The sequence below is a fragment of the Streptomyces sp. NPDC034049 genome, assembly GCF_055575575.1.
The window spans coordinates 282,748-302,880 of the sequence record NZ_JBVISJ010000006.1 but is presented as its reverse complement, the minus strand read 5'-3'; the positions used below and the strand labels follow the sequence as shown (position 1 = coordinate 302,880).

The 20,133-nt window shown below is 71.6% G+C and carries 17 protein-coding genes; 13 read left to right on the top strand and 4 right to left on the bottom strand.

The annotated features are described in order from the left end of the window. Positions 1-94 precede the first annotated feature (94 nt). The 7 genes from ACZ52C_RS20105 to ACZ52C_RS20075 all read left to right on the top strand — a co-directional run bounded on the left by ACZ52C_RS20105 (position 95) and on the right by ACZ52C_RS20075 (position 7,307). On the top strand, positions 95-1,072 hold the full coding sequence (locus ACZ52C_RS20105; protein WP_469075987.1) for a helix-turn-helix transcriptional regulator: 978 nt from the start codon (positions 95-97) through the stop codon (positions 1,070-1,072). 15 nt (positions 1,073-1,087) lie between these two features. Beyond that, positions 1,088-2,089 (top strand): helix-turn-helix transcriptional regulator, encoded by a 1,002-nt coding sequence (locus ACZ52C_RS20100; RefSeq protein ID WP_469075986.1) that lies wholly within the window; start codon positions 1,088-1,090, stop codon positions 2,087-2,089. A gap of 174 nt (positions 2,090-2,263) precedes the next feature. Continuing rightward, positions 2,264-2,524, top strand: a complete 261-nt coding sequence (locus ACZ52C_RS20095) for a hypothetical protein (RefSeq protein WP_469076157.1) — start codon at positions 2,264-2,266, stop codon at positions 2,522-2,524. Positions 2,525-2,546: 22 nt separating this feature from the next. After that, complete coding sequence (locus ACZ52C_RS20090) at positions 2,547-2,741, top strand: hypothetical protein (protein WP_469075985.1); 195 nt, start codon at positions 2,547-2,549, stop codon at positions 2,739-2,741. A 258-nt stretch (positions 2,742-2,999) separates the two neighbouring features. Further along, on the top strand, positions 3,000-3,278 hold the full coding sequence (gene tatA / locus ACZ52C_RS20085) for a Sec-independent protein translocase subunit TatA (RefSeq protein WP_060885368.1): 279 nt from the start codon (positions 3,000-3,002) through the stop codon (positions 3,276-3,278). 50 nt (positions 3,279-3,328) lie between these two features. Beyond that, entirely contained in the window at positions 3,329-4,288 is a 960-nt protein-coding gene (gene tatC / locus ACZ52C_RS20080; protein WP_469075984.1) for a twin-arginine translocase subunit TatC, read from the top strand. 169 nt (positions 4,289-4,457) lie between these two features. Further along, the gene (locus ACZ52C_RS20075; protein ID WP_469075983.1) at positions 4,458-7,307 is read left to right on the top strand and encodes a DEAD/DEAH box helicase; all 2,850 of its coding nucleotides are present in this window, start codon (positions 4,458-4,460) and stop codon (positions 7,305-7,307) included. 155 nt (positions 7,308-7,462) lie between these two features. On the opposite strand, the gene atzF is transcribed toward ACZ52C_RS20075, so the two are convergent. From atzF to ACZ52C_RS20055, 4 genes are all read right to left on the bottom strand, one after another. After that, entirely contained in the window at positions 7,463-9,121 is a 1,659-nt protein-coding gene (gene atzF, locus ACZ52C_RS20070; protein ID WP_469075982.1) for an allophanate hydrolase, read from the bottom strand. A gap of 206 nt (positions 9,122-9,327) precedes the next feature. Then, positions 9,328-12,855, bottom strand: a complete 3,528-nt coding sequence (locus ACZ52C_RS20065; protein WP_469075981.1) for a 5-oxoprolinase/urea amidolyase family protein — start codon at positions 12,853-12,855, stop codon at positions 9,328-9,330. Beyond that, positions 12,852-13,457 (bottom strand): urea amidolyase associated protein UAAP2, encoded by a 606-nt coding sequence (locus ACZ52C_RS20060; RefSeq protein ID WP_469075980.1) that lies wholly within the window; start codon positions 13,455-13,457, stop codon positions 12,852-12,854. Before ACZ52C_RS20060 ends, ACZ52C_RS20065 begins: the two co-directional genes overlap by 4 nt. Further along, positions 13,454-14,278: an urea amidolyase associated protein UAAP1 gene (locus ACZ52C_RS20055; RefSeq protein ID WP_469075979.1), complete on the bottom strand. Its 825-nt coding sequence runs from the start codon at positions 14,276-14,278 to the stop codon at positions 13,454-13,456. Before ACZ52C_RS20055 ends, ACZ52C_RS20060 begins: the two co-directional genes overlap by 4 nt. A gap of 191 nt (positions 14,279-14,469) precedes the next feature. On the opposite strand from ACZ52C_RS20055, the gene ACZ52C_RS20050 reads away from it, so the two are divergent. The 6 genes from ACZ52C_RS20050 (at position 14,470) to ACZ52C_RS20025 (ending at position 20,128) form a co-directional block, all read left to right on the top strand. Beyond that, the gene (locus tag ACZ52C_RS20050) at positions 14,470-15,105 is read left to right on the top strand and encodes a TetR/AcrR family transcriptional regulator (protein WP_469075978.1); all 636 of its coding nucleotides are present in this window, start codon (positions 14,470-14,472) and stop codon (positions 15,103-15,105) included. A 342-nt stretch (positions 15,106-15,447) separates the two neighbouring features. After that, positions 15,448-17,085 carry a sensor histidine kinase gene (locus ACZ52C_RS20045; protein WP_469075977.1) on the top strand — a complete coding sequence of 546 codons (1,638 nt, stop codon included), beginning with the start codon at positions 15,448-15,450 and terminating at the stop codon, positions 17,083-17,085. Further along, a complete protein-coding gene (locus ACZ52C_RS20040) occupies positions 17,082-17,489 on the top strand; it encodes a roadblock/LC7 domain-containing protein (RefSeq protein WP_045557122.1) in 408 nt (135 codons plus the stop codon). The genes ACZ52C_RS20045 and ACZ52C_RS20040 overlap by 4 nt, the downstream gene beginning before the upstream one ends. Further along, entirely contained in the window at positions 17,486-17,935 is a 450-nt protein-coding gene (locus ACZ52C_RS20035) for a DUF742 domain-containing protein (protein WP_469075976.1), read from the top strand. The genes ACZ52C_RS20040 and ACZ52C_RS20035 overlap by 4 nt, the downstream gene beginning before the upstream one ends. Next, positions 17,916-18,554 (top strand): GTP-binding protein, encoded by a 639-nt coding sequence (locus tag ACZ52C_RS20030; RefSeq protein WP_469075975.1) that lies wholly within the window; start codon positions 17,916-17,918, stop codon positions 18,552-18,554. The genes ACZ52C_RS20035 and ACZ52C_RS20030 overlap by 20 nt, the downstream gene beginning before the upstream one ends. A 107-nt stretch (positions 18,555-18,661) precedes the next feature. Further along, a complete protein-coding gene (locus ACZ52C_RS20025) occupies positions 18,662-20,128 on the top strand; it encodes a cytochrome P450 (RefSeq protein ID WP_469075974.1) in 1,467 nt (488 codons plus the stop codon). The last annotated feature ends 5 nt before the right edge of the window (positions 20,129-20,133 follow it).

The following is a 20,133-nucleotide window of genomic DNA, read 5'->3' as shown; positions in this document are numbered from 1 at the left end:
GTCCATGCCTTTTCGGGCATGGACCCTCGGCTTTTGCCGCGACGCTTCGTAGCGGTACGGTCGTGCCGCGGAATCACCCGGAGGAAGGGCGTCGATGGCCATTGCCAAGGCCGAGCGGTTGATGAACCTGGCGCTGTGTCTGCTGGGGACGCGCCGGCCGCTCAGCAAGCGGGAGCTGCGGGATTCGATCGAGGCGTACGTCGAGGCCGCCGGATCGGGCAGCGGCGCGGCCGGCAATGACGATTCCTTCAACCGCATGTTCGAGCGCGACAAGGACGATCTGCGCGAACTCGGCCTGGTCATCGAGACGGTGGAGAACCTCGACGGCGAGGTCGGCTATCTGGCCCGCCGCGACAGCAACAGCCTCCCGCCGATCACGCTGGACGCCGAGGAGGCCGCGGCGCTCGGGCTCGCCGCGAAGGTCTGGCAGCAGGCCCGCCTCGCCGGGGCCGCGAGCGGCGCGCTGCAGAAGCTGCGTGCGGCCGGGCTGCCCGAGGACGTCGACCCGTACGAGGCCCACGGGGCGCTGGAGCCGCGCATCCCGGTGCACGAGGCCGCCTTCGAGCCGCTGATGCTGGCCTGCCGTGACCGGCGCCCGGTCGTGTTCGAGTACCGCAAGGCGACCGCCGCGCGCCCCGAGCCCCGCCATGTCGAGCCGTGGGCGCTGGAGTGCTGGCGTGGTCACTGGTACCTGGCCGGTTTCGACCGGGACCGGGGTGCCGAGCGGGTCTTCCGGCTCTCCCGGATCACCGGCAAGGTCCGCAGCCGGGGGGCCGCCTTCACCGCAGAGGTCCCCGACGTCGTCACCGTGCGGGAGACCGTCGCGAGCTGGGCGGGGGAGACCGCCGACCGCTCCGCGCTGATCCGGCTGCGCTCCGGCGCCGGCTACCCGCTGCGCGCGAAGGCCTCCCTCGTCCGGGAACTCGGGGACGGCTGGGACGAGTTGGAGATTCCGTACGGGCACGGTCTGGATGCCTGGCTGGTGGAGTTCGGGCCCGACGTGGTGGTCCTGGAGCCCGCCGAGCTGCGGGCCGACGTGGTGGACCGGCTGCGTGCCGTGGCCAAGGGTTGAGGGGGACGTAAGAACGTGGTGGGAAAACCGGCCCGGCCGGCGAACGCCATCGACCAGACCCGGCGGATGCTCTCCCTGGTGACGTATCTGCGGGAGCGGCCCGGCGCCCGGATCGAGGACGTGGCCCGGGCCTTCGGGATCACCGAGGACGAGCTGGTCTCGGACCTCGATGTGCTGCCCATGTGCGGGACCAGCTTCCGCGGCGGTGATCTGCTGGACATCGACACCGACGGCGAGCGCATCTGGTGGCACAACCCGGCCGCCCTGGGCGCGGAGGCCGCCGAGCCGCTGCGGCTGGCCGCCGACGAGGCCACCGCCCTGCTGGTGGCCGCCCGCGCGGTCGCCACCCTGCCCGGACTGCGGGAGAGCGACCGGCAGGCCCTGCTGCGGGCCACCGCCAAGGTCGAGACCGCGGCCGGGGAGGCGGCGGGCGCCAGCTCACGTCTGTCGGTCACCTTCGAGGCCGAGGGCGGGGTCTTCGCGGACGTGGACCGGGCCATCTCGGAGCGCCGGCGGCTGTGGATCCGCTACTACTCGCCCGCCCGGGACGAGGTCACCGAGCGGGAGATCGACCCGATCCGCCTGGTCAGCGTCGGTCACACCTATGTCGAGGCCTGGTGCCGCCGCTCCGAGGCCCGGCGTACGTTCCGGCTGGACCGGGTCGCCGAGATCAAGATCCTCGACGAGCCGTCCGCGCCGCCCGAGATCGAGCTGCGGGACCTGTCGGAGGCGCTGGTGCAGCCGGCCGCCGAGGACCCCGAGGTCGTCGTCGAGGTCGGTCCCGGCGGGCGCTGGGTCGCCGAGTACTACCCGCACGACAGCGCCGAGGAGCTGCCGGACGGCGGGCTGCGCATCAGTCTGCGCACCCCCGACCCGGCCTCGCTGCGGCGGCTGGCGCTGCGGCTCGGGCGTGACGGCCGGATCGTCTCCCCGCAGGACCTCGCCGACAGTGCCCGCCGGGCGGCGCGTGAGGCGCTGGCGGCCTACGACGAGGGTGACGTGACGACCAGGCCGTGACGGGCGGGCGGCGTGACCGGGTGACTTCGGGAGCGCGGGGCCGTGACGGCGGGGCGCGACGACGACGTACGACCGGAAAAGGGAGATGCGAGGGCTGTGAGCGGCGGGTCTGTTGTGTCGGGTGTGAAGTCCGGTGTGAAGTCCGGGGTGCAGGAGATCCAGGAGATCCGGGAGATGACCGTGGCGGTCGCCTTCGCGGGGATGAAGAAGGCCGTCGACGTGGTGTTCAGGGCCGGCTGCCCCGACTGCCGGGCCAACTTCGAGCTGGGCGCGAACGCGCTGCGGCTGGCCATCGGCGCCACCAGTAAGACGACCTTCTACTCCTTCACCTGCCCCGCGTGCGGCACCGCCGTCCGCAAGCCGGCCGGTGAGCGCATCGTGGAGCTGCTGACCGGGGGCGGGGTGCGGACCCTCCGGCTGCATTCGGCGGGATAGGGCCAGGGGCTAGGGTCGGCTCATGTTCTGGGCGATGTTCGCGGTGGCTGTCGGTTTCGTGGGGCTGGTCGTGCTCGGGGTGCTGGCCGTACGGGTCTTCCTGGAGGCTCGGCGGCTCGGTGCGCAGGTCACGGAGTCGGCGCGGAGAATCAGCCGGGCCGCCGAGGATCTGGAGCGGGCGACGGCGAGCGCGACCCGCTCCGTGGACGCACTGTGAGGTACGGCCGAGGCCCCTGTGAGTTGAGCGCGCGGTGCGTTTTGCGCCACTTCGCCCTGTCACCTTCTCACCTTCGGCAGGTACGCTGCCTGTCGCGGCACGGAGAACGAGGCCCGGGTCGCGGAGCGGGAGTACGCACGGGGATTGCCCAGCGTTTACCCCTGAGCGTTACGATCGCTGCCAGCACGATCGTTCGGACACCTGTCCGACCGGTCGGACAGCCACCACCCGCCGCCTCGGTGAAGAAGGTAGACAGCTATGGGCAATCTCGGTCCCACCGAGATCATTCTGATCCTCGTCGTGGTCATCCTGCTGTTCGGTGCGAAGAAGCTTCCGGACATGGCGCGCTCGCTCGGCAAGTCCGCCCGCATCCTCAAGAGCGAGGCCAAGGCCATGAAGTCCGACGGCCAGGACGACACCCCCGCGTCGGCCCCCTCCAGCGCCGAGGCTCCGGCACAGCGCACCATCCAGGCCGCTCCCGGTGATGTGACCAGCTCCCGCCCGGTCGCCGAGCCCACGGACACCACGAAGCGATGACGCAAGGCCGGACCGGACGTCCGGCCTGCCGCACGAGATGAGGACGTGGGTTGCTCAAGTCTGCCCGCAAGACGGAGAAGGACAAGGATCCCGAGGGGCGGATGCCCCTCGCGGAGCACCTGCGCGAGCTGCGAAACCGCCTTGTCAAGAGCCTGCTGGCCATCGTCGTCACGACGGTTCTCGCGGTGATGTTCTACAAGGACATCATCCAGTTCTTCACGGATCCCATTCTCCAGGCGGTGGGATGCCAACACAGCTTCGCCGAGCTGGCGGAGGACACCAGCCAGGTCAAATGCGCGCGCATCGTGCAGAACGGTCTGCTGAGCCCGTTCACGCTCGCTCTCACGGTGTCGCTGTCGTCGGGCGTGGTGCTCGCCGCCCCGGTCTGGCTGTACCAGCTCTGGGCGTTCGTCGCTCCAGGTCTGCACCGCAACGAGAAGAAGTACAGTCTCGGCTTCGTGGCGGCGGGTTTCCCGCTGTTCCTCATGGGCTCGTACTTCGCCTACTGGTCGCTGCCCAAGATGGCGTCGGTCATGCTCCAGTTCTCGATCATCGGAAGCGACAACCAGCTTCCCCTCGATGATCTGCTGAACCTGATCATGCGGATGATCGTCGTCTTCGGCCTCTCCTTCGAGCTGCCACTGCTGCTCGTGATGCTGAACTTCGGCGGCGTCCTCTCGGGCAAGAAGATGGCCGGCTGGTGGCGGGGCATGATCCTCGGCATCACGCTCTTCGCGGCGATCGCCACCCCCAGCACCGACCCCATCTCGATGCTGGCGCTGGCGGGCCCCATCTGGGTCCTCTACTTCGTCGCGACGGCCATCGCGCTGACCAACGACAGGCGCCGGGCCCGCGTCCGGGCGCTGCAGCCGGACGACGACGAGGCCTCCGAGCTGGACCTCACCCCCGAGGACATCGGCGAGATCGAGACCGTGTCCGCGAGCAAGGCGCTCCCCGCGCAGACCGAGCCCGAACGGGAACGGATCAACGGGTACGACGACGTGACCTGACCCCCGGCACACGGCACACGGCGGAGCCCGCACCGAGCGGAGCCACGACGGCGGTGGGGCCCACCCGGCATCCCGGGCGGGCCCCACCGCCGTCGTCGTGCGTGCGTTCGCCGTGATTCCTTTTCGGACGGCGGACGGTCCTGATCTCGACGGTGCCACGATCCGGATAATGATCGTCCTGTTGTCAGTGGGGCCCGGTACGCTCGAAAGCACGATGACAGAGGATCTCTCACCGGCCGAGCGGTATGCGGCAGCACGCAGGCGCGCTGCCGAGCAGGCCACCGCGCTCGCCTCCTTCCGCGAGATGTACGACTTCGGTCTCGACCCCTTCCAGATCGAGGCCTGCCAGGCGCTGGAGGCGGGCAAGGGCGTCCTGGTGGCCGCCCCGACCGGCTCGGGCAAGACGATCGTCGGCGAGTTCGCCGTCCACCTCGCCCTGCGACAGGGCAAGAAGTGCTTCTACACGACACCCATCAAGGCCCTGTCGAACCAGAAGTACGCCGACCTGTGCCGCCGTTACGGCGCCGACAAGGTCGGTCTGCTCACCGGTGACAACAGCGTCAACTCCGACGCCCCCGTGGTCGTGATGACCACCGAGGTGCTGCGGAACATGCTGTATGCGGGCTCCCGGACCCTCCTCGGCCTCGGGTACGTGGTCATGGACGAGGTGCACTACCTCTCCGACCGCTTCCGGGGCGCGGTGTGGGAGGAGGTGATCATCCACCTACCCGAGTCGGTCACCCTCGTCTCCCTCTCCGCCACCGTGTCGAACGCGGAGGAGTTCGGCGACTGGCTGGACACCGTACGCGGCGACACCGACGTGATCGTCTCCGAACACCGGCCGGTGCCGCTGTTCCAGCACGTGCTCGCCGGGCGGCGGATGTACGACCTGTTCGAGGAGGGCGAGGGCAGCAAGAAGGCCGTCAACCCCGACCTGACCCGGATGGCGCGACTGGAGGCCAGCCGGCCCTCCTTCCAGGACCGCCGCCGCGGCCGCTCCATGCGCGAGGCCGACCGTGAGCGCGAGCGCAGACAGCGGTCGAGGATCTGGATCCCGAGCCGCCCCGAGGTCATCGAACGGCTCGACTCCGAAGGCCTGTTGCCCGCCATCACTTTCATCTTCAGCCGCGCCGCCTGCGAGGCCGCCGTCCAGCAGTGCCTGTACGCGGGCCTCCGGCTGAACGACGAGGAGTCCCGGCACAAGGTGCGCGGCCTCGTCGAGGAGCGCACCGCCTCCATCCCCCGCGAGGACCTCCATGTCCTCGGCTACTACGAGTGGTTGGAGGGGCTGGAGCGCGGCATCGCGGCCCATCACGCCGGCATGCTGCCGACGTTCAAGGAGGTCGTCGAGGAACTCTTCGTACGCGGCCTGGTCAAGGCCGTGTTCGCCACCGAGACCCTCGCGCTCGGCATCAACATGCCCGCCCGCTCCGTGGTGTTGGAGAAGCTCGTCAAGTGGAACGGCGAGCAGCACGCCGACATCACCCCCGGTGAGTACACCCAGCTGACGGGGCGTGCGGGCCGGCGCGGCATCGATGTCGAGGGCCACGCGGTGGTGCTGTGGCAGCGGGGCATGAACCCCGACCACCTCGCCGGGCTCGCCGGCACCCGTACGTATCCGCTGCGCTCCAGCTTCAAGCCGTCGTACAACATGGCGGTCAACCTGGTCGAACAGTTCGGGCGGCACCGCTCGCGCGAGCTGCTGGAGACCTCGTTCGCCCAGTTCCAGGCCGACAAGTCGGTCGTCGGGATCTCCCGGCAGGTGCAGCGCAACGAGGAGGGCCTGGAGGGCTACCAGGAGTCCATGACCTGCCACCTCGGGGACTTCGAGGAGTACGCGCGCCTCAGGCGGGAGCTCAAGGACCGCGAGACCGAGCTGGCCAAGCAGGGGGCCGCGCAGCGGCGCGCCGAGGCCGCCGTCGCGCTGGAGAAGCTCAAGCCCGGTGACGTCATCCATGTGCCGACCGGCAAGTACGCCGGGCTCGCTCTGGTGCTGGACCCGGGGCTGCCGGCCGGGCGGACCAACGGCCACCGGGGGTTCGAGCACCACGACGGGCCGCGTCCGCTGGTGCTGACCGCCGAACGGCAGGTCAAGCGGCTGGCGTCGATCGACTTCCCGGTTCCGGTGGAGGCGCTGGAGCGGATGCGCATCCCGAAGTCCTTCAACCCGCGCTCGCCGCAGTCGCGCCGGGATCTGGCGTCGGCGCTGCGCACCAAGGCCGGGCACCTGGTGCCGGACAGGCACCGCAAGCAGCGGGCCGCCGCCGCGGACGACCGTGAGATCGCCCGGCTGCGCGCCGCGCTGCGGGCGCATCCCTGCCACGGGTGCGACGAGCGCGAGGACCATGCGCGGTGGGCCGAGCGGTACCACCGGCTCAAGCGGGACACCGCGCAGCTGGAGCGGCGTATCGAGGGCCGCACGAACACGATCGCGCGGACCTTCGACCGGATCGTCGCGCTGCTGACCGAGCTGGACTATCTGCGGGGTGACGAGGTCACCGAGCACGGGAAGCGGCTCGCCCGGCTGTACGGCGAGCTGGATCTGCTCGCCAGTGAGTGTCTGCGGGCGGGTGTCTGGGAGGGGCTCGGGCCGGCGGAGCTCGCGGCGTGCGTCTCGGCGCTGGTCTACGAGGCCCGGGTGGGGGACGACGCGATGGCGCCGAAGCTGCCGTCCGGGAACGCCAAGGCCGCGCTGGGGGAGATGGTGCGGATCTGGGGGCGGCTGGACGCGCTGGAGGAGGAGTTCCGGATCACGCAGAGCGAAGGGGTGGGGCAGCGGGAGCCCGATCTCGGCTTCGCCTGGGCCGCGTACATGTGGGCTTCGGGGGCGGGGCTCGACGAGGTGTTGCGTGAGGCGGAGATGCCGGCGGGGGACTTCGTGCGGTGGTGCAAGCAGGTGATCGATGTGCTGGGGCAGCTTGCGGCGGCGGCGCCGGCCGGGTCGACGGTGGGGAAGAGTGCGCGTAAGGCGGTGGATGGGGTGCTGCGGGGGGTTGTGGCCTACTCGTCGGTCGGGTAAGGCGGGTTCGAACCGGGGTGGGGGTGGGTTCGCCTGAGGTGGGGGTGGGCTGGGGTGCGGGTGAGTGGGGGTTCTCGCGCAGTTCCCCGCGCCCCTAGGCCCGTAGGGGTTCTCATGTCGTTTCCCGTGTCCCTGAGCGAGGGCCGGGCTTTTGCTCAGCGGGCCAGGTAGCCTCTCCAGCCGCCGTGTCCCGTGATGTCCGGGGCGTTCTGGAGGGCGGCGGGCTCGCAGAGGAAGCCGGGGGTGCGGGTGCCGTCGGAGAGGTGCACGGTGCCCAGGGTCATGGGGCGGGGGAGGGTCGTCAGGAGTCTGCCCAGGCCCGCTGCCGGGAGGCGCCAGATCTCGGTCTCGATCGGGGCGCCGCCCTCGCCCACGTACACCAGACCCGGCTTGGGCGGGGTGGTCCGCAGGGCGTGGAGGCGGTAGACCGGTGCCGTCGTGGTCGTGCGCTCCAGGCGGGCACCCAGGGACAGCAGTTGGGGGTTCAGGGGCTGGCCCGAGAGATGGGCGCCCACGACCGCCAGACGGGCCTCCGGCTGGAGGAGAGCGGCGACGCGGGCCATGCGGTCGTCCGTGAAGGCCGGGCCGATGAGCATCACGCCGAAGGGGAGACCGTTCACCTCGCCCGCCGGGACGGCCACCGCCGCCAGGTCGAACAGGTTCGTGGAGTTGGTGAACCGGCCGAGGCGGGCGTTGGCGCCCAGTGGGTCGGCGACCACCTCGGCGAGCGTGGGGTGGCCCGGTGCCGTCGGCAGCAACAGGGCGTCCGCGTCGGCCAGTTCGGCGAGCGCCCGGGTGCGCAGCGCGGCCAGGTGGTCCTGGTCGGCGAAGAGCCGGTGCGCCGGGATGTCCCGGGCCCGGGTGATGATCCCCGCGACCGTGGGGTCCAGCGCACCGACGCCGTCCGCGATCGCCTTGTCGACGAAGGCGCCGACCGCGGTGTAGCGCTCGGCCACGAAGGCGCCCTGGTAGAGCATGGCCGCGGCCTCGGTGAAGGGGGCGAGGTCGAGATGGCGTACGTCCGCGCCCGTGGCCCGTAGGCGGGTCACCGTCGCCTCGAACGCCTCCGCCCAGCCCTCGTCCAGTTCGCCCAGCTGCTCGGGCCGGGGGACCGCGACGCGCCAGGGGCCCGGGGCGCGCGCGGGGAGCGGCGGGAGGGCGCGGTCGGGCGGGGAGGCCATGTGGGCGAGGGCCTGTTCCGCCTCCGGGAGGGTGCGGGCGAACACCGTGACGCAGTCAAGGGAGGCGCAGGCCGGGACCACGCCGGTGGTGGGGACCAGGCCCCGGGTGGGCTTCAGGCCGACGATGCCGTTGAGAGCGGCGGGCACCCTGCCGGAGCCCGCCGTGTCGGTGCCGAGGGCGAGGTCGACCAGGCCGAGCGCCACCGCCACGGCCGAGCCGGAGCTGGAGCCGCCGCTGATGCGGGACGGGTCGTGGGCGTTCCGGACGGCGCCGTACGGGGAGCGGGTGCCGACCAGGCCCGTGGCGAACTGGTCGAGGTTGGTGGTGCCGAGGACGAGGGCACCGGCGGCGCGGAGGCGGGCGACGACCGGGGCGTCGGCGTCGGGGGTGTACGCGTAGGCCGGGCAGCCGGCGGTGGTGGGGAGGCCGTGGACGTCGATGTTGCCCTTGACGGCGAGGAGGCGGCCGGCGAGGGGGAGGTGGGCGCCGGTGGCCAGGCGGGCGTCGATGGCCTCGGCCTCGGCCTCCACGTCGTGCTGGGGGCGCAGGTCGATCCAGATCTCGGGGCGGTCGACGGCTTCGATGCGGGCGTAGGCGGTGCGGACTCTGGTGAGGGTGGGCGAGAGGGGCATGTGGGCTCCTGGGGGCTGTGGGTGGGGTGGGGCGGGGTGCGCTTCAGGGTTTGTTCGCCCCCGCCGCCCCTACCCGTCCCGTCCTCCAGGGGCTGCGCCCCTTCGACCCCCTTGGGCGCCTCATGGGGTGGAGGGTTCGGAGTCGTCGGCGGGTGCGGGTGGGTGGGGCTTCTCGCGCGGTTCCCCGCGCCCCCTACGGGGCGGGGTCAGGAGTTGTCCGGGGTCAGGAGGATCAGGGGGGTGCCTGGGGTCACCTGAGCGCCCGGGACGGTGAGGATCCGGTCTACGACGCCGGCCGTGGGGGAGGGGACTCGGGACTCCATCTTCATGGCCTCCAGGGTCAGGAGGGGCTGGCCGGTGGTCACCCGGTCGCCCGGGCGGACGTTCACCTGCCAGACCGACGCCGTGAACTCGGCCTCGATCAGGTGGGCGCCTTCGGGCACGTGGACCTCGGCGGGCGGTAGCGGCTCGGCCGCCCCCGTCTCCACTCTGTCGAACTCGCCGGCGGCCTCCCAGGCGGCCCTCTCCGCCGCGAACGCGGTCTGTTGCCTGGTCCTGAACTCGGCTATGGAGTCGGCGTGTTCGGTGAGGAACGCCTCGTACGCGGCCAGGGAGAACGTGCCCTGTTCCACGCGGGGGACGAAGCGGCCCGAGACGATGTCCGCGCGCAGGGCCAGGAGTTCGTCGGCGTCCACCGGGTACCACCTGATGCGGTCGAAGAAGCGCAGCAGCCACGGGGAGCCGGGCTCGAAGGCGCCGCGCTGCTGCCAGGGGGACCAGACCTGGGTGGTGCGGCCGACGAACTGGTAACCGCCGGGTCCCTCCATGCCGTAGACACAGAGGTAGGCGCCGCCGATGCCGACCGAGTTCTCCGCCGTCCAGGTGCGGGCCGGGTTGTACTTCGTGGTCACCAGGCGGTGGCGGGGGTCAAGCGGGGTCGCCACCGGGGCGCCCAGGTAGACGTCCCCGAGGCCCAGGACCAGGTACTCGGCGGCGAAGACCGTGTCGTGGACGTCGGCCACCGTGTCCAGGCCGTTGACGCGGCGGATGAACTCGATGTTCCAGGGGCACCAGGGGGCGTCGTCGCGGACGCCCGCCATGTAGCGGGCGATGGCCTCGCGGGTCGCGGGGTCGTCCCAGGAGAGGGGGAGGTGGATCGTGCGGGAGGGGACGACCAGTTCGTCCGTCGGGGGGAGGGACGCCACGATCCGGCGTACCGCCGTGAGGAGTTCGGGCTGGGGGAGCAGTACCGGGTCGTTGCGGATCTGAAGGGAGCGGATGCCCGGGGTGAGGTCGGCGACGCCGTGGAGGCCCGCCTCGGCGACCGCCTCCATCAGGGCGTGGACGCGCATCCGCAGGGCCAGGTCGAGCCGCATCGGCCCGAACTCGACGAGGAGGTTGTCGTCGCCGCTGCGGCGGTACGTCACGTCGCCGTCGCGGGCCAGGACGCCGCCGTCGACGATCGCGGGGCGGGCCGAGGTGTCGTCGGCGACCGGGACGAAGCGGACGGTGTCTCCGGGGCGCAGCTGGCCGAGCTTCCAGCGCTCGGTGGAGACGACCGTGGCCGGGCAGACGAAGCCGCCGAGGGAGGGGCCGTCGGGGCCGAGGAGGACCGGCATGTCGCCGGTGTAGTCGACGGCGCCGACCGAGTACGGGGTGTCGTGGATGTTGGAGGGGTGCAGGCCCGCCTCGCCGCCGTCGGTGCGCGCCCAGCGGGGTTTGGGCCCGACGAGCCGTACGCCGGTGCGGGCCGAGTTGAAGTGGACCGTCCAGTCGGCCGCGTAGAACTCGTGGATGTCCTCCTCGGTGAAGAACTCCGGCGCCGCGTGCGGGCCTTCGAGGACGGCCACCTGCCAGGTGGCGGGGAAGGCGGGGCGGTCCTCCGGGGGGACGGGGCCCGTGCGGTCCGTGACCGCGCCGCCGTGCAGGACGTCGCCCGTGCGCAGGGCCCGGCCGCCGTGGCCGCCGAAGCGGCCGAGGGTGAATGTGGCCGCGCTGCCCAGGAACGACGGGACGTCCAGGCCGCCGCCCGCGATCAGGACATAGGTGCGCAGGCCGTGTTCCGTGGGCGCGCCGACGGACAGGACGGCTCCGGCGGGTACCCTCACCGGTTCCCAGCGGGCGATCGGTGAGCCGTCCACGGTCACCGGGGCGGGGGCGCCCGTCACGCAGACGGTGGTGGCGTGCGTGAAGCGCAGGGTGGGGCCCTGGAGGGTGCATTCGAGGCCCGGGGCGCCCTCGGGGTTGCCCAGTGCCCGGTTGCCGAGGCGGAAGGACAGGTCGTCCATGGGGCCGCTGGGCGGGACGCCGACCTGCCAGTGGCCGGTGCGGCCGGGCCAGTCCTGGACGGTGGTGAGGGTGCCGCCGGAGAGGACCTCGATCCGGGGGGTCGGGTCGGTGACGGCGGCGAGGGTCGCCGTGGAGTGGGTGGCCCGCCGGACGTCCGGGTCGGTGAGGGCCGCCCGGAGCTGGCCCAGGTTCGTCTCGATGCCGTCGACCCGGGTCCTCGCCAGCGCCTCGTCGAGCCGACGCAGGGCGTGGGCGCGGTCGGAGCCGTACGCGACGATCTTCGCCAGCAGCGGGTCGTACGACGTGGTGACCTCGGTGCCCGTCTCCGCCCAGCCGTCGACGCGGACGCCCGACGGGAACTCGACCCGGGTCAACAGGCCCGCGCTCGGCCGGTGTCCACGGCTGGGGTCCTCGGCGTAGAGCCGGGCCTCGACGGCGTGGCCGCGCGGCTGGCCCGGGGCGCGGACGACGGCGGCGTCGCCGCGGGCCAGACGCAGCATCCAGGCGACGAGGTCGACGCCGTAGATCTCCTCGGTGACCGGATGCTCCACCTGGAGGCGGGTGTTGACCTCCAGGAAGTACGCCTCCTCGCGCGCGGCGTCGTACACGAACTCGACCGTTCCGGCGGAGCGGTACTCGACGCTCGCGCAGAGGTCGCGGGCGGCGGCGGACAGCCGTGCGCGGACGTGGTCGGGCAGGCCGGGGGCCGGTGCCTCCTCGACGACCTTCTGGTTGCGGCGCTGGAGGGTGCAGTCGCGGTCGCCGAAGGTGACGACGAGGCCGTCGCCGTCGCCGAAGACCTGCACCTCGACATGGCGGGCCCGCTCGACGAGGCGTTCGAGGTAGACACCCGAGGAGGACGCCGTGGCGAAGGAGGCGGCGGCGACGCGCCGCACCCGGTCCCAGGCCTCGGTGAGTTCGCCCGCGGATCGACATGCCGACATGCCGATACCGCCGCCTCCGCCGCTGGCCTTGAGCATCACCGGGTAGCCGATGGCCGCGGCATGGGCGAGCGCCTCGTCGAGCGAGTCGAGCAGGTCGGTGCCGGGCAGCAGGGGCACGCCCGCGGCCTCGGCCGCCGCCCGCGCGGTGTGTTTGGCGCCGAACAGCTCCAGTTGATCGGCGGTGGGGCCGACGAACACGAGATCGGCCTCCGCGCAGCGGCGGGCGAAGTCGGCGTCCTCGGAGAGGAACCCGTACCCGGGGTGGACGGCACCCGCGCCGGTGTCCTTGGCGGCCTTCAGGATCAGGTCCGCGTCGAGGTACGACTCCTTCGCGGGCGCCGGGCCGAGCCGTACCGCCTCGTCGGCGAGCCGCACATGGGCGGCGGCGCGGTCGGCGTCGGAGTACACCGCGACCGTGCGCAGGCCCAGTTCGCGGGCGGTGCGGATGATCCGGACGGCGATCTCGCCCCGGTTCGCGACCAGCAGCGTGTCGAAGGTCATGTGTCCGTCCCGGTGATCGTCATCTCCACGGCCGTCGGCTCGAATCCGTTGCAGGGGTTGTTGATCTGGGGGCAGTTGGAGACCAGGACGAGCACGTCGCGTTCGGCGCGCAGGGTGACGGCGAGACCGGGGGCGGAGATCCCGTCGACGATGCCGAGGGTGCCGTCCTTCTCGACCGGCACGTTCATGTACCAGTTGATGTTCGACACCAGGTCGCGTTTGCCGAGGCCGTGCCGGGCGCCCTCGGCGAGGAAGTTGTCCACACAGGCGTGCTGCGACCAGGTGTGGTGCCCGTACCGCAGCGTGTTCGACTCCTTGGAGCAGGCGCCGCCGACCGTGTCGTGCCGGCCCACGTCGTCGGCGGTCACGGTCATCAGCGGGGTGTGCTCGTTGGACATCAGCACACTGCCGGTGGTGAGGAAGATGCCGCCCTGCGCGTGGATCGTGTCGGGCGCGCTGTAGCGGACGGCCGTGTCGTGGGCGTCGTACACGAGGAAGTCGACGGCCTGGTTGCCGTGCAGATCGGTGAGCGTGAGGGTCTCGCCGGCGCGGATCACCGACGACCAGGCGGCGCGGGCCGGGACCACGGTCGTCGTGCTCATACGAGCCCCCTCGCGGTGAGGAACTCGGCGGTGTTCAGGAAGGCCCGGCGGCCCTCGGGCGAGGCGTCCCACAGGGGGTCGCCGGGGCGGGTCGGCCGGGCACGCCAGGCGAGCACCTCCAGCGGGGTGCTGACGTACTCGGGACGCGGGTCGGCCGGGTGCGGCACATTGGCGATCAGCACGGTCACGTCCTGCTCGGCACGGAGGGTCACGGCGGCGCCGGGGCCGGCGGAGCCGGTGAAGTCGAGGGTGCCGTCCTCGCGTACCCGTACGCCCTGGAAGAAGGAGAGGGAGGGCGGCAGGTCCCGGGGTTCCAGGCCGTTCTTGGCGGCGGCCAGCTTGAACAGTTCACGCCCGGCGGGGGAGGCGGAGTGCGGGGTGCCGTCCCCGTACCGCTCGGTGTTGCGCGCCAGGGTGGAGGTGCCGCACAGGGCGTCGTGGCGGCCCGAGGTGTCGGCGACCACCGAGGCCAGAACACGGCCCTGGTCGGACAGCAGCAGGACGCCCTCGCCCAGGTAGGCGTTCCACTGCACCTTGACGGTGTCGGCCACGTTCAGCCGCTCCCAGGGGCGGTCGGCGTGGTGCAGCAGCAGATGCGCGCACGCGTCGCCGCGCAGGTCGGTCAGCCGGACCTCGGTGCCGCGGGCGAGCACCCGGTGCGTGTAGCTGCCGCCCGCCACGGTCTCCGCCCAGACCAGCCGCTCGGGTTCGCAGGGAGGGGAGGGCCAGTCGGTCGCGGGCACCACGGGCATGGACTCGGTCCGGGCGCCCTCCTGTGCGCGGGCGTGATCACGTGCTCCGTACGTCGTCGATGTCGCCATCGCGGGACCTCCGGGTGCGGCGTGTATTTCTGTCGTGCGACAGAAATTAGGAGCGGGGCGCGTCGACGCCATGTCCCTCGCGTTGCCGGGTGGTTACCGCTCTCTCACGATGTTCGGGCCTGTCGGGGGGCGGGGGAACAGGGCGATCGGGTATCGCCGGTGGCCGGGTGCCGTGTGCGAGGATCGAACACATGGGAAGCGCGGGTGGCGGAGGTGGTCGGCGGGTCGGCAGACCGCGTGCCGAGGGCCGGCCGGAGAGCGGCCTGTCGCCCCGGGACGAACTGCTCGCGGCCGCCGCGGAGTTGTTCACGACGCGGGGGTACGCGGCCACCACCACCCGCGCGGTCGCCGAGCGCGCCGGCATGCGGCAGGCGTCCATGTACCACTACGTGTCCGGCAAGGAGGAGCTGCTCGCCGGGCTGCTGGAGTCCACCGTCACGCCGTCGCTGGCCTGTGCCCGTGACCTCCTGGTCCGGGACACCGTCCCCGCCGAGGAACGGCTGTGGGAGCTGTGCCGCGCCGACGTGGCCCTGCTCTGCGGCGGCCCGCACAACCTCGGCGGTCTCTACCTCCTGCCGGAGGTCCGCGCCGAGCGCTTCGCCGGCTTCCACGCCGTACGGGCCGAACTCAAGGACGCCTACCGGCAGTTGATCGCCGCGACGGCCGTGGGCGGGACGCTCGCCAAGAGCGAGCTGGAGCTGCGGACGGATCTTGTCTTCGGGCTGATCGAGGGCGTCATCCTCGTCCACCGCTCGGAGCCCGACCGCCCCGTCTCCGTCTTCGCGGAGGCGACGGCGGACGCGGCGCTGCGCATCGCCGGGGTCTGACGGACCGCCTCGACGTCCTTCCCGGGGGTCGGTTCACCCTGTCAAGAGGCGTTTCCCGTACGCCCGTTCACCATTACTCGGTGTGTGCGAACGGCGACCCGGTGTGTAAATGACCAGAGCGTACTCCTGTCGCGAGGGTGATTTCAGTCGGTTGCTGAATATGACACAGCGATGATCCGGTCGGACTAAGCTCGCCCGCAGCGCACCGAGTTGAGATGTATTCGGGCGCTTGTTCCAAAAAATACCGAAGAACCAGTTTGATGCGTGGATGAACCCGAGCAACCTCCAGCAACACCCCGCAAGTCCCCCCACCTTCAGCCGAACCGTCTTTAGAGGGCATACATGGTGAGTGTTCAATCGCCTCCCGGTGGCCGTGAACTTCCCTACGCGCGCGTGCTGCCACTACCGGCGATACTGATGGCCGCGGCGACCGGGACCACCGTCTTTCTGGTGACGGGACCGGCCCGGCTCGCCGTCGGCTTGTGCGGAGCCGTCGCGACGCTCCTGCTGCTCGCGGTCGCCGTCGTCGCGGTGCGCGGCGGCCGCCGTACGGTCCGCGAACTGCGCGCCGAACAGCAGCGGCAGACCGCCTTCCTCGAGCAGCGGATCGCCGCCCACGACCAGGAATTCACCCGGCTGGGCAAGGAGATCCTGCCCGCCGCGCTGTACCGGCTGCGCACCGGAGAATCCCCCTCAGAGGTGATTCGTCACGTCGTCGACGGTGACGCCGAATGGCGCGAACTTCCCGAATCCCAGCGCGACTTGCTGCGCACCCTGCTCACCATCGTCGACCGCGAGGAAGCGCTGCGCGACTCCTCGCAGCGGTCCTTCGTCAACATCGCCCGCCGCGTCCAGGCGATCGTGCACCAGCAGAACAACGAACTCCGCGAGATGGAGGAGGACCACGGGCGCAACCCCGAGGTCTTCGACGACCTGCTGCGCATCGACCACGGCACCGCCCTGATCGGCCGCCTCGCCGACTCCATCGCCGTCCTCGGCGGCAGCCGCCCCGGCCGTGTGTGGTCCCGGCCCGTCCCGCTCTACAGCGTGCTGCGCGGCGCCATGTCCCGCATCCTGGAGTACCGCCGCATCGAGCTCGAATCGATCGCCAAGGTCAACGTCAACGGCGTCGGCGTCGAGCCGGTCATCCACGCCTGCGCGGAACTCCTCGACAACGCCACCCGCTACTCGCCGCCCCACACCAAGGTGCACGTCACCGCGGTGGAGGTGCAGACCGGCATCGCCATCGAGATCGAGGACGGCGGCATCAGCCTCAGCGAGGAGAGCCGCGCCAAGGTCGAGGACATGCTCGCCAAGGCACAGCAGGGTGTGGACATCCAGGAGATGGGCGACACCCCGCGCCTCGGCCTCGCCGTCGTGGGCCGCCTGTCGACCATGTACAAGATGCACGTCTCGCTGCGGCCCTCCGCCTACGGCGGCGTCCGCGCCGTGATCATCGTGCCCCGCGACCTGCTGACCGACGAACCCGCCCCCGGCCTCGCGCACGGCATCGGCGCCGGTGCCGTGACGACCATCGACAACGGCGGAGTCGAAGGACCCAACCGCAAGCCCAAGCGCCGCCGCCCCACCACCGGACCGCGAATCCCGAGCTCCGCGGAGGAGATGAGCCGGGAGATGGAGGACGACGTTCCCGTCGTCACCGAGTGGACCGCCAACGGCCTGCCGCAGCGCCGCAGCCGCAGCACGATCCCGCTCAGCCAGCGCTACGCCGAGGCCGCCGCCGCGGAGGCCGCCGCCGAGGCCGCCATGGCCGCCGCCCCCGTGTGGCAGCCGGAGCCCGAACCGGAGAAGGAGCTGCCGCCGCCCGGCATGTGGGTCGAGGCGTTCATGGCCGGGCTCAAGGGCGATCCCGACCCGAACGCCCGACGGAACCCGGACGACTCGACGGCGTCCACCGCTCTCACCGCGAACACCGAGCCGGCCCGCACCGAGGCCGACGACGAGGGGGACCTCAAGTGATCCAGCAACGAGCCAATTTCGACTGGCTGCTGAAGGATCTGGCCGACGGCGTACCCGGTATCCAGCAGATCGTCGTGCTCTCCGCCGACGGTCTGCGGATCGCCCGCCACGGCGGCGACCCGGACGCCGCCGACCGGGTCGCGGCCGCCTGCGCGGGACTGCAGAGCCTGGCCGGGGCCGTGGCCGGTGAGATCCCGCACAGCGACGGCCACATGCGGATGGTCATCATCGAGATCAACGGCGGCTACTTCTACATGATGGCCGCCGGGGCCAACGCCTATCTCGCGGTCCTCGCCAACGAGGTCGCCGAACCCGGCCTGATGAGCAACCGCATGCGCGACCTCGTCGACCGGATCGGCTCCCACCTCACCAGTCCGCCGCGGCGGAACGGGCAGACCGTATGACGCCTCCGCAACGCCGACGGCGCCAACCCAAGCACGAGCCCTCGCCTCCGCCGCCCCTGTCGTCCTCGTTGCCGTCGCCGCCCTCCCCGTCCGACGGGAAGGACTCCACCGGCGGATCGGGCGGCCGGCCGCCCGAGCGGCTCTACATCCTCACCGGCGCGGACGGCGAGCGAGCACCGATCGACCTCGTCACGTTAATCGTGGCGCGGGCCGATCCGCCGCCGTCCGCCGCTCCGGAGCAGTCGGCGTTGCTGCGGATGTGCCAGGCCCCCTTGTCCGTGGCCGAGATCTCGGCCTATCTCAACCTGCCGATCAGCGTGGTGACCGTCCTGCTCACCGAGCTGCTGACGGCTGAACTGGTTCAGGCGCGCGCACCGGTCGTCCGGCAGGCGCGGGCAGACCGTTCCCTCCTCGAAGCGGTGATGCATGGACTTCAAAAGCTCTGACACCATCACGGGTCCACGGACCGAGGACCACCTGCCGCACACCGCACAGGCCGCGGCGAAGATCGTGATCGTGGGCGGTTTCGGCGTCGGCAAGACGACCATGGTGGGGTCCGTCAGCGAGATCAGGCCGCTGACGACCGAGGAGACCATGACCCAGGCCGGCATCGGGGTCGACGACAACTTCGGCTCCAAGACCAAGACGGCCACCACCGTGGCCATGGACTTCGGCCGCATCAGCATCACCGACGAGCTGGTGCTCTATCTGTTCGGCACCCCCGGGCAGGAGCGCTTCTGGTTCCTGTGGAACGGCCTGTTCGAGGGTGCCCTCGGGGCGGTCGTCCTGGTCGACACCCGCCGGCTGGAGGTCAGCTTCGACGTCATGGGCCGCCTGGAGGAACGCGGTGTGCCCTTCGTCGTGGCCGTCAACGACTTCCCCGACGCGCCCCGCTACGCCATCGATGAACTGCGCCAGGCGCTCGACCTGGCCGCGGAGATCCCGATCATCCGCTGCGACGCCCGCCGCCGGGCGTCCAGCAGGGACGTCCTGATGACCCTCATGACCTTCCTGCACTCCCTGGCGATGTCGGGGGCGGCGGCACCGGGGGCGGCCACGGCCTGACCGGCACGCGCGCGCCGCCGCGCGCGTGCCGCGGAGCCCGCTCAGCGGTCCCGCACCCCCCCATCACCCTCAGACACCGGATCCACCTCAGTTCGAAAGCGATCACCGTGACGCCTGAATCGAAGTCCCCGACCGGCACGGACGACCCCACGCTCGGGCCGCCCCCCGGTTGCCCCGCCCACGGCACGGGCACCGACGGGCTCCGCCGCCTGTACGGCCCCGAGGCGGAGGACCTGGGAGCCGTGTACGAAAAGCTCCGCGCGGAACACGGCTCGGTGGCCCCCGCCCTGCTCCACGACGACGTACCCATCTGGGTGGTGCTGGGGCACGGCGAGAACCTGCACATGGTGAGTACGCCGTCGCAGTACTCCCGGGACACCCGTCTGTGGAACAAGCTCCAGGACGGCACGTTCAAGCCCGACAACCCGCTGATGCCGCACATCGCGTGGCAGCCCATCTGCTGCCACGCCGAGGGCGACGAGCACCTGCGGCTGCGCGGCGCGGTCACCGGCGCCATGTCGACCATCAACTTCCGCGGCATCCGCCGCAGCATCAACCGCTACACCCAGCAGCTCGTCAACGAGTTCTGCGAGGAGGGCGAGGCGGACCTCGTCAGCCAGTTCGCCGAGCATCTGCCGATGGCGGTGATGTGCGAGATCCTCGGTATGCCCGAGGAGTACAACGACCGGATCGTGCACGCCGCCCGCGACATGCTCAAGGGCACCGAGACGGCGATCGCTAGCAACGCCTACATCATGGAAGCCCTGATGGGACTCACCGCCCGCCGCAGGGCGAACCCGCAGGACGACTTCACCAGCCACCTGATCAACCACCCGGCCGGGCTCAACGACGAGGAGGTGAGCCAGCACCTGCGCGTCGTGCTCATCGCCGCGTACGAGGCCACCACCAACCTCCTCGCCAACGTGCTGCGCGTGGTCCTCACCAACCCCGGCTTCCGCGCCCAGCTCAAGGGCGGCCAGATGACGGTGCCCGAGGCGGTCGAGCAGTCCCTGTGGGACGAGCCCCCGTTCAGCACGCAACTCGCCTACTTCGCCAAGCAGGACACGGAGCTGGGCGGTCAGCGGATCCGCAAGGGCGACGGTCTCCTCTTCGGTATCGCGCCGGGCAACGTCGACCCGCGGGTACGGCCCGACCTCACCGCCAACATGCAGGGCAACCGCTCCCACCTCGCCTTCGGCGGCGGCCCGCACGAATGCCCGGGCCAGGACACGGGCCGAGCCATCGCCGATGTCGGCGTCGACGCCCTGCTGGCGCGTCTGCCCGACATCCAGCTCAACTGCGAGGAGCACGAGCTGCGTTGGCGGGCCTCGATCTCGACCCGGCATCTGGTCGCGCTCCCGGTGCGGTTCGAGCCGAAGGAGAGGGAAGTCCTGGAGTCGCGGCCCCTGGGCCGTCCCGTACCGGCACAGCGTGCGGGACAGCAGGCCGCCACGGCGTGCCCGGTGTCCGGGGCCGCCCCGTCCGGGACCGCGCGGTCGGCGCCGACCGCGGCCGAACCGCCCGCCCGGCCCGGTCTCCTGCGCCGTGTGCTGCTGTGGATGAGCGGCCGATAGCCGAG

What these genes read in the sequence shown, in the direction of transcription:
- ACZ52C_RS20060 (WP_469075980.1), bottom strand. Translation starts at nt 13,457, where the DNA reads ATGAGCACGACGACCGTGGTCCCGGCCCGCGCCGCCTGGTCGTCGGTG.
- ACZ52C_RS20045 (WP_469075977.1), top strand. Translation starts at nt 15,448, where the DNA reads ATGGTGAGTGTTCAATCGCCTCCCGGTGGCCGTGAACTTCCCTACGCG.
- ACZ52C_RS20050 (WP_469075978.1), top strand. Translation starts at nt 14,470, where the DNA reads ATGGGAAGCGCGGGTGGCGGAGGTGGTCGGCGGGTCGGCAGACCGCGT.
- ACZ52C_RS20055 (WP_469075979.1), bottom strand. Translation starts at nt 14,278, where the DNA reads ATGGCGACATCGACGACGTACGGAGCACGTGATCACGCCCGCGCACAG.
- ACZ52C_RS20035 (WP_469075976.1), top strand. Translation starts at nt 17,486, where the DNA reads ATGACGCCTCCGCAACGCCGACGGCGCCAACCCAAGCACGAGCCCTCG.
- ACZ52C_RS20090 (WP_469075985.1), top strand. Translation starts at nt 2,547, where the DNA reads ATGTTCTGGGCGATGTTCGCGGTGGCTGTCGGTTTCGTGGGGCTGGTC.
- ACZ52C_RS20065 (WP_469075981.1), bottom strand. Translation starts at nt 12,855, where the DNA reads ATGACCTTCGACACGCTGCTGGTCGCGAACCGGGGCGAGATCGCCGTC.
- atzF (WP_469075982.1), bottom strand. Translation starts at nt 9,121, where the DNA reads ATGCCCCTCTCGCCCACCCTCACCAGAGTCCGCACCGCCTACGCCCGC.
- ACZ52C_RS20105 (WP_469075987.1), top strand. Translation starts at nt 95, where the DNA reads ATGGCCATTGCCAAGGCCGAGCGGTTGATGAACCTGGCGCTGTGTCTG.
- ACZ52C_RS20095 (WP_469076157.1), top strand. Translation starts at nt 2,264, where the DNA reads ATGACCGTGGCGGTCGCCTTCGCGGGGATGAAGAAGGCCGTCGACGTG.
- tatA (WP_060885368.1), top strand. Translation starts at nt 3,000, where the DNA reads ATGGGCAATCTCGGTCCCACCGAGATCATTCTGATCCTCGTCGTGGTC.
- ACZ52C_RS20030 (WP_469075975.1), top strand. Translation starts at nt 17,916, where the DNA reads ATGGACTTCAAAAGCTCTGACACCATCACGGGTCCACGGACCGAGGAC.
- ACZ52C_RS20075 (WP_469075983.1), top strand. Translation starts at nt 4,458, where the DNA reads ATGATCGTCCTGTTGTCAGTGGGGCCCGGTACGCTCGAAAGCACGATG.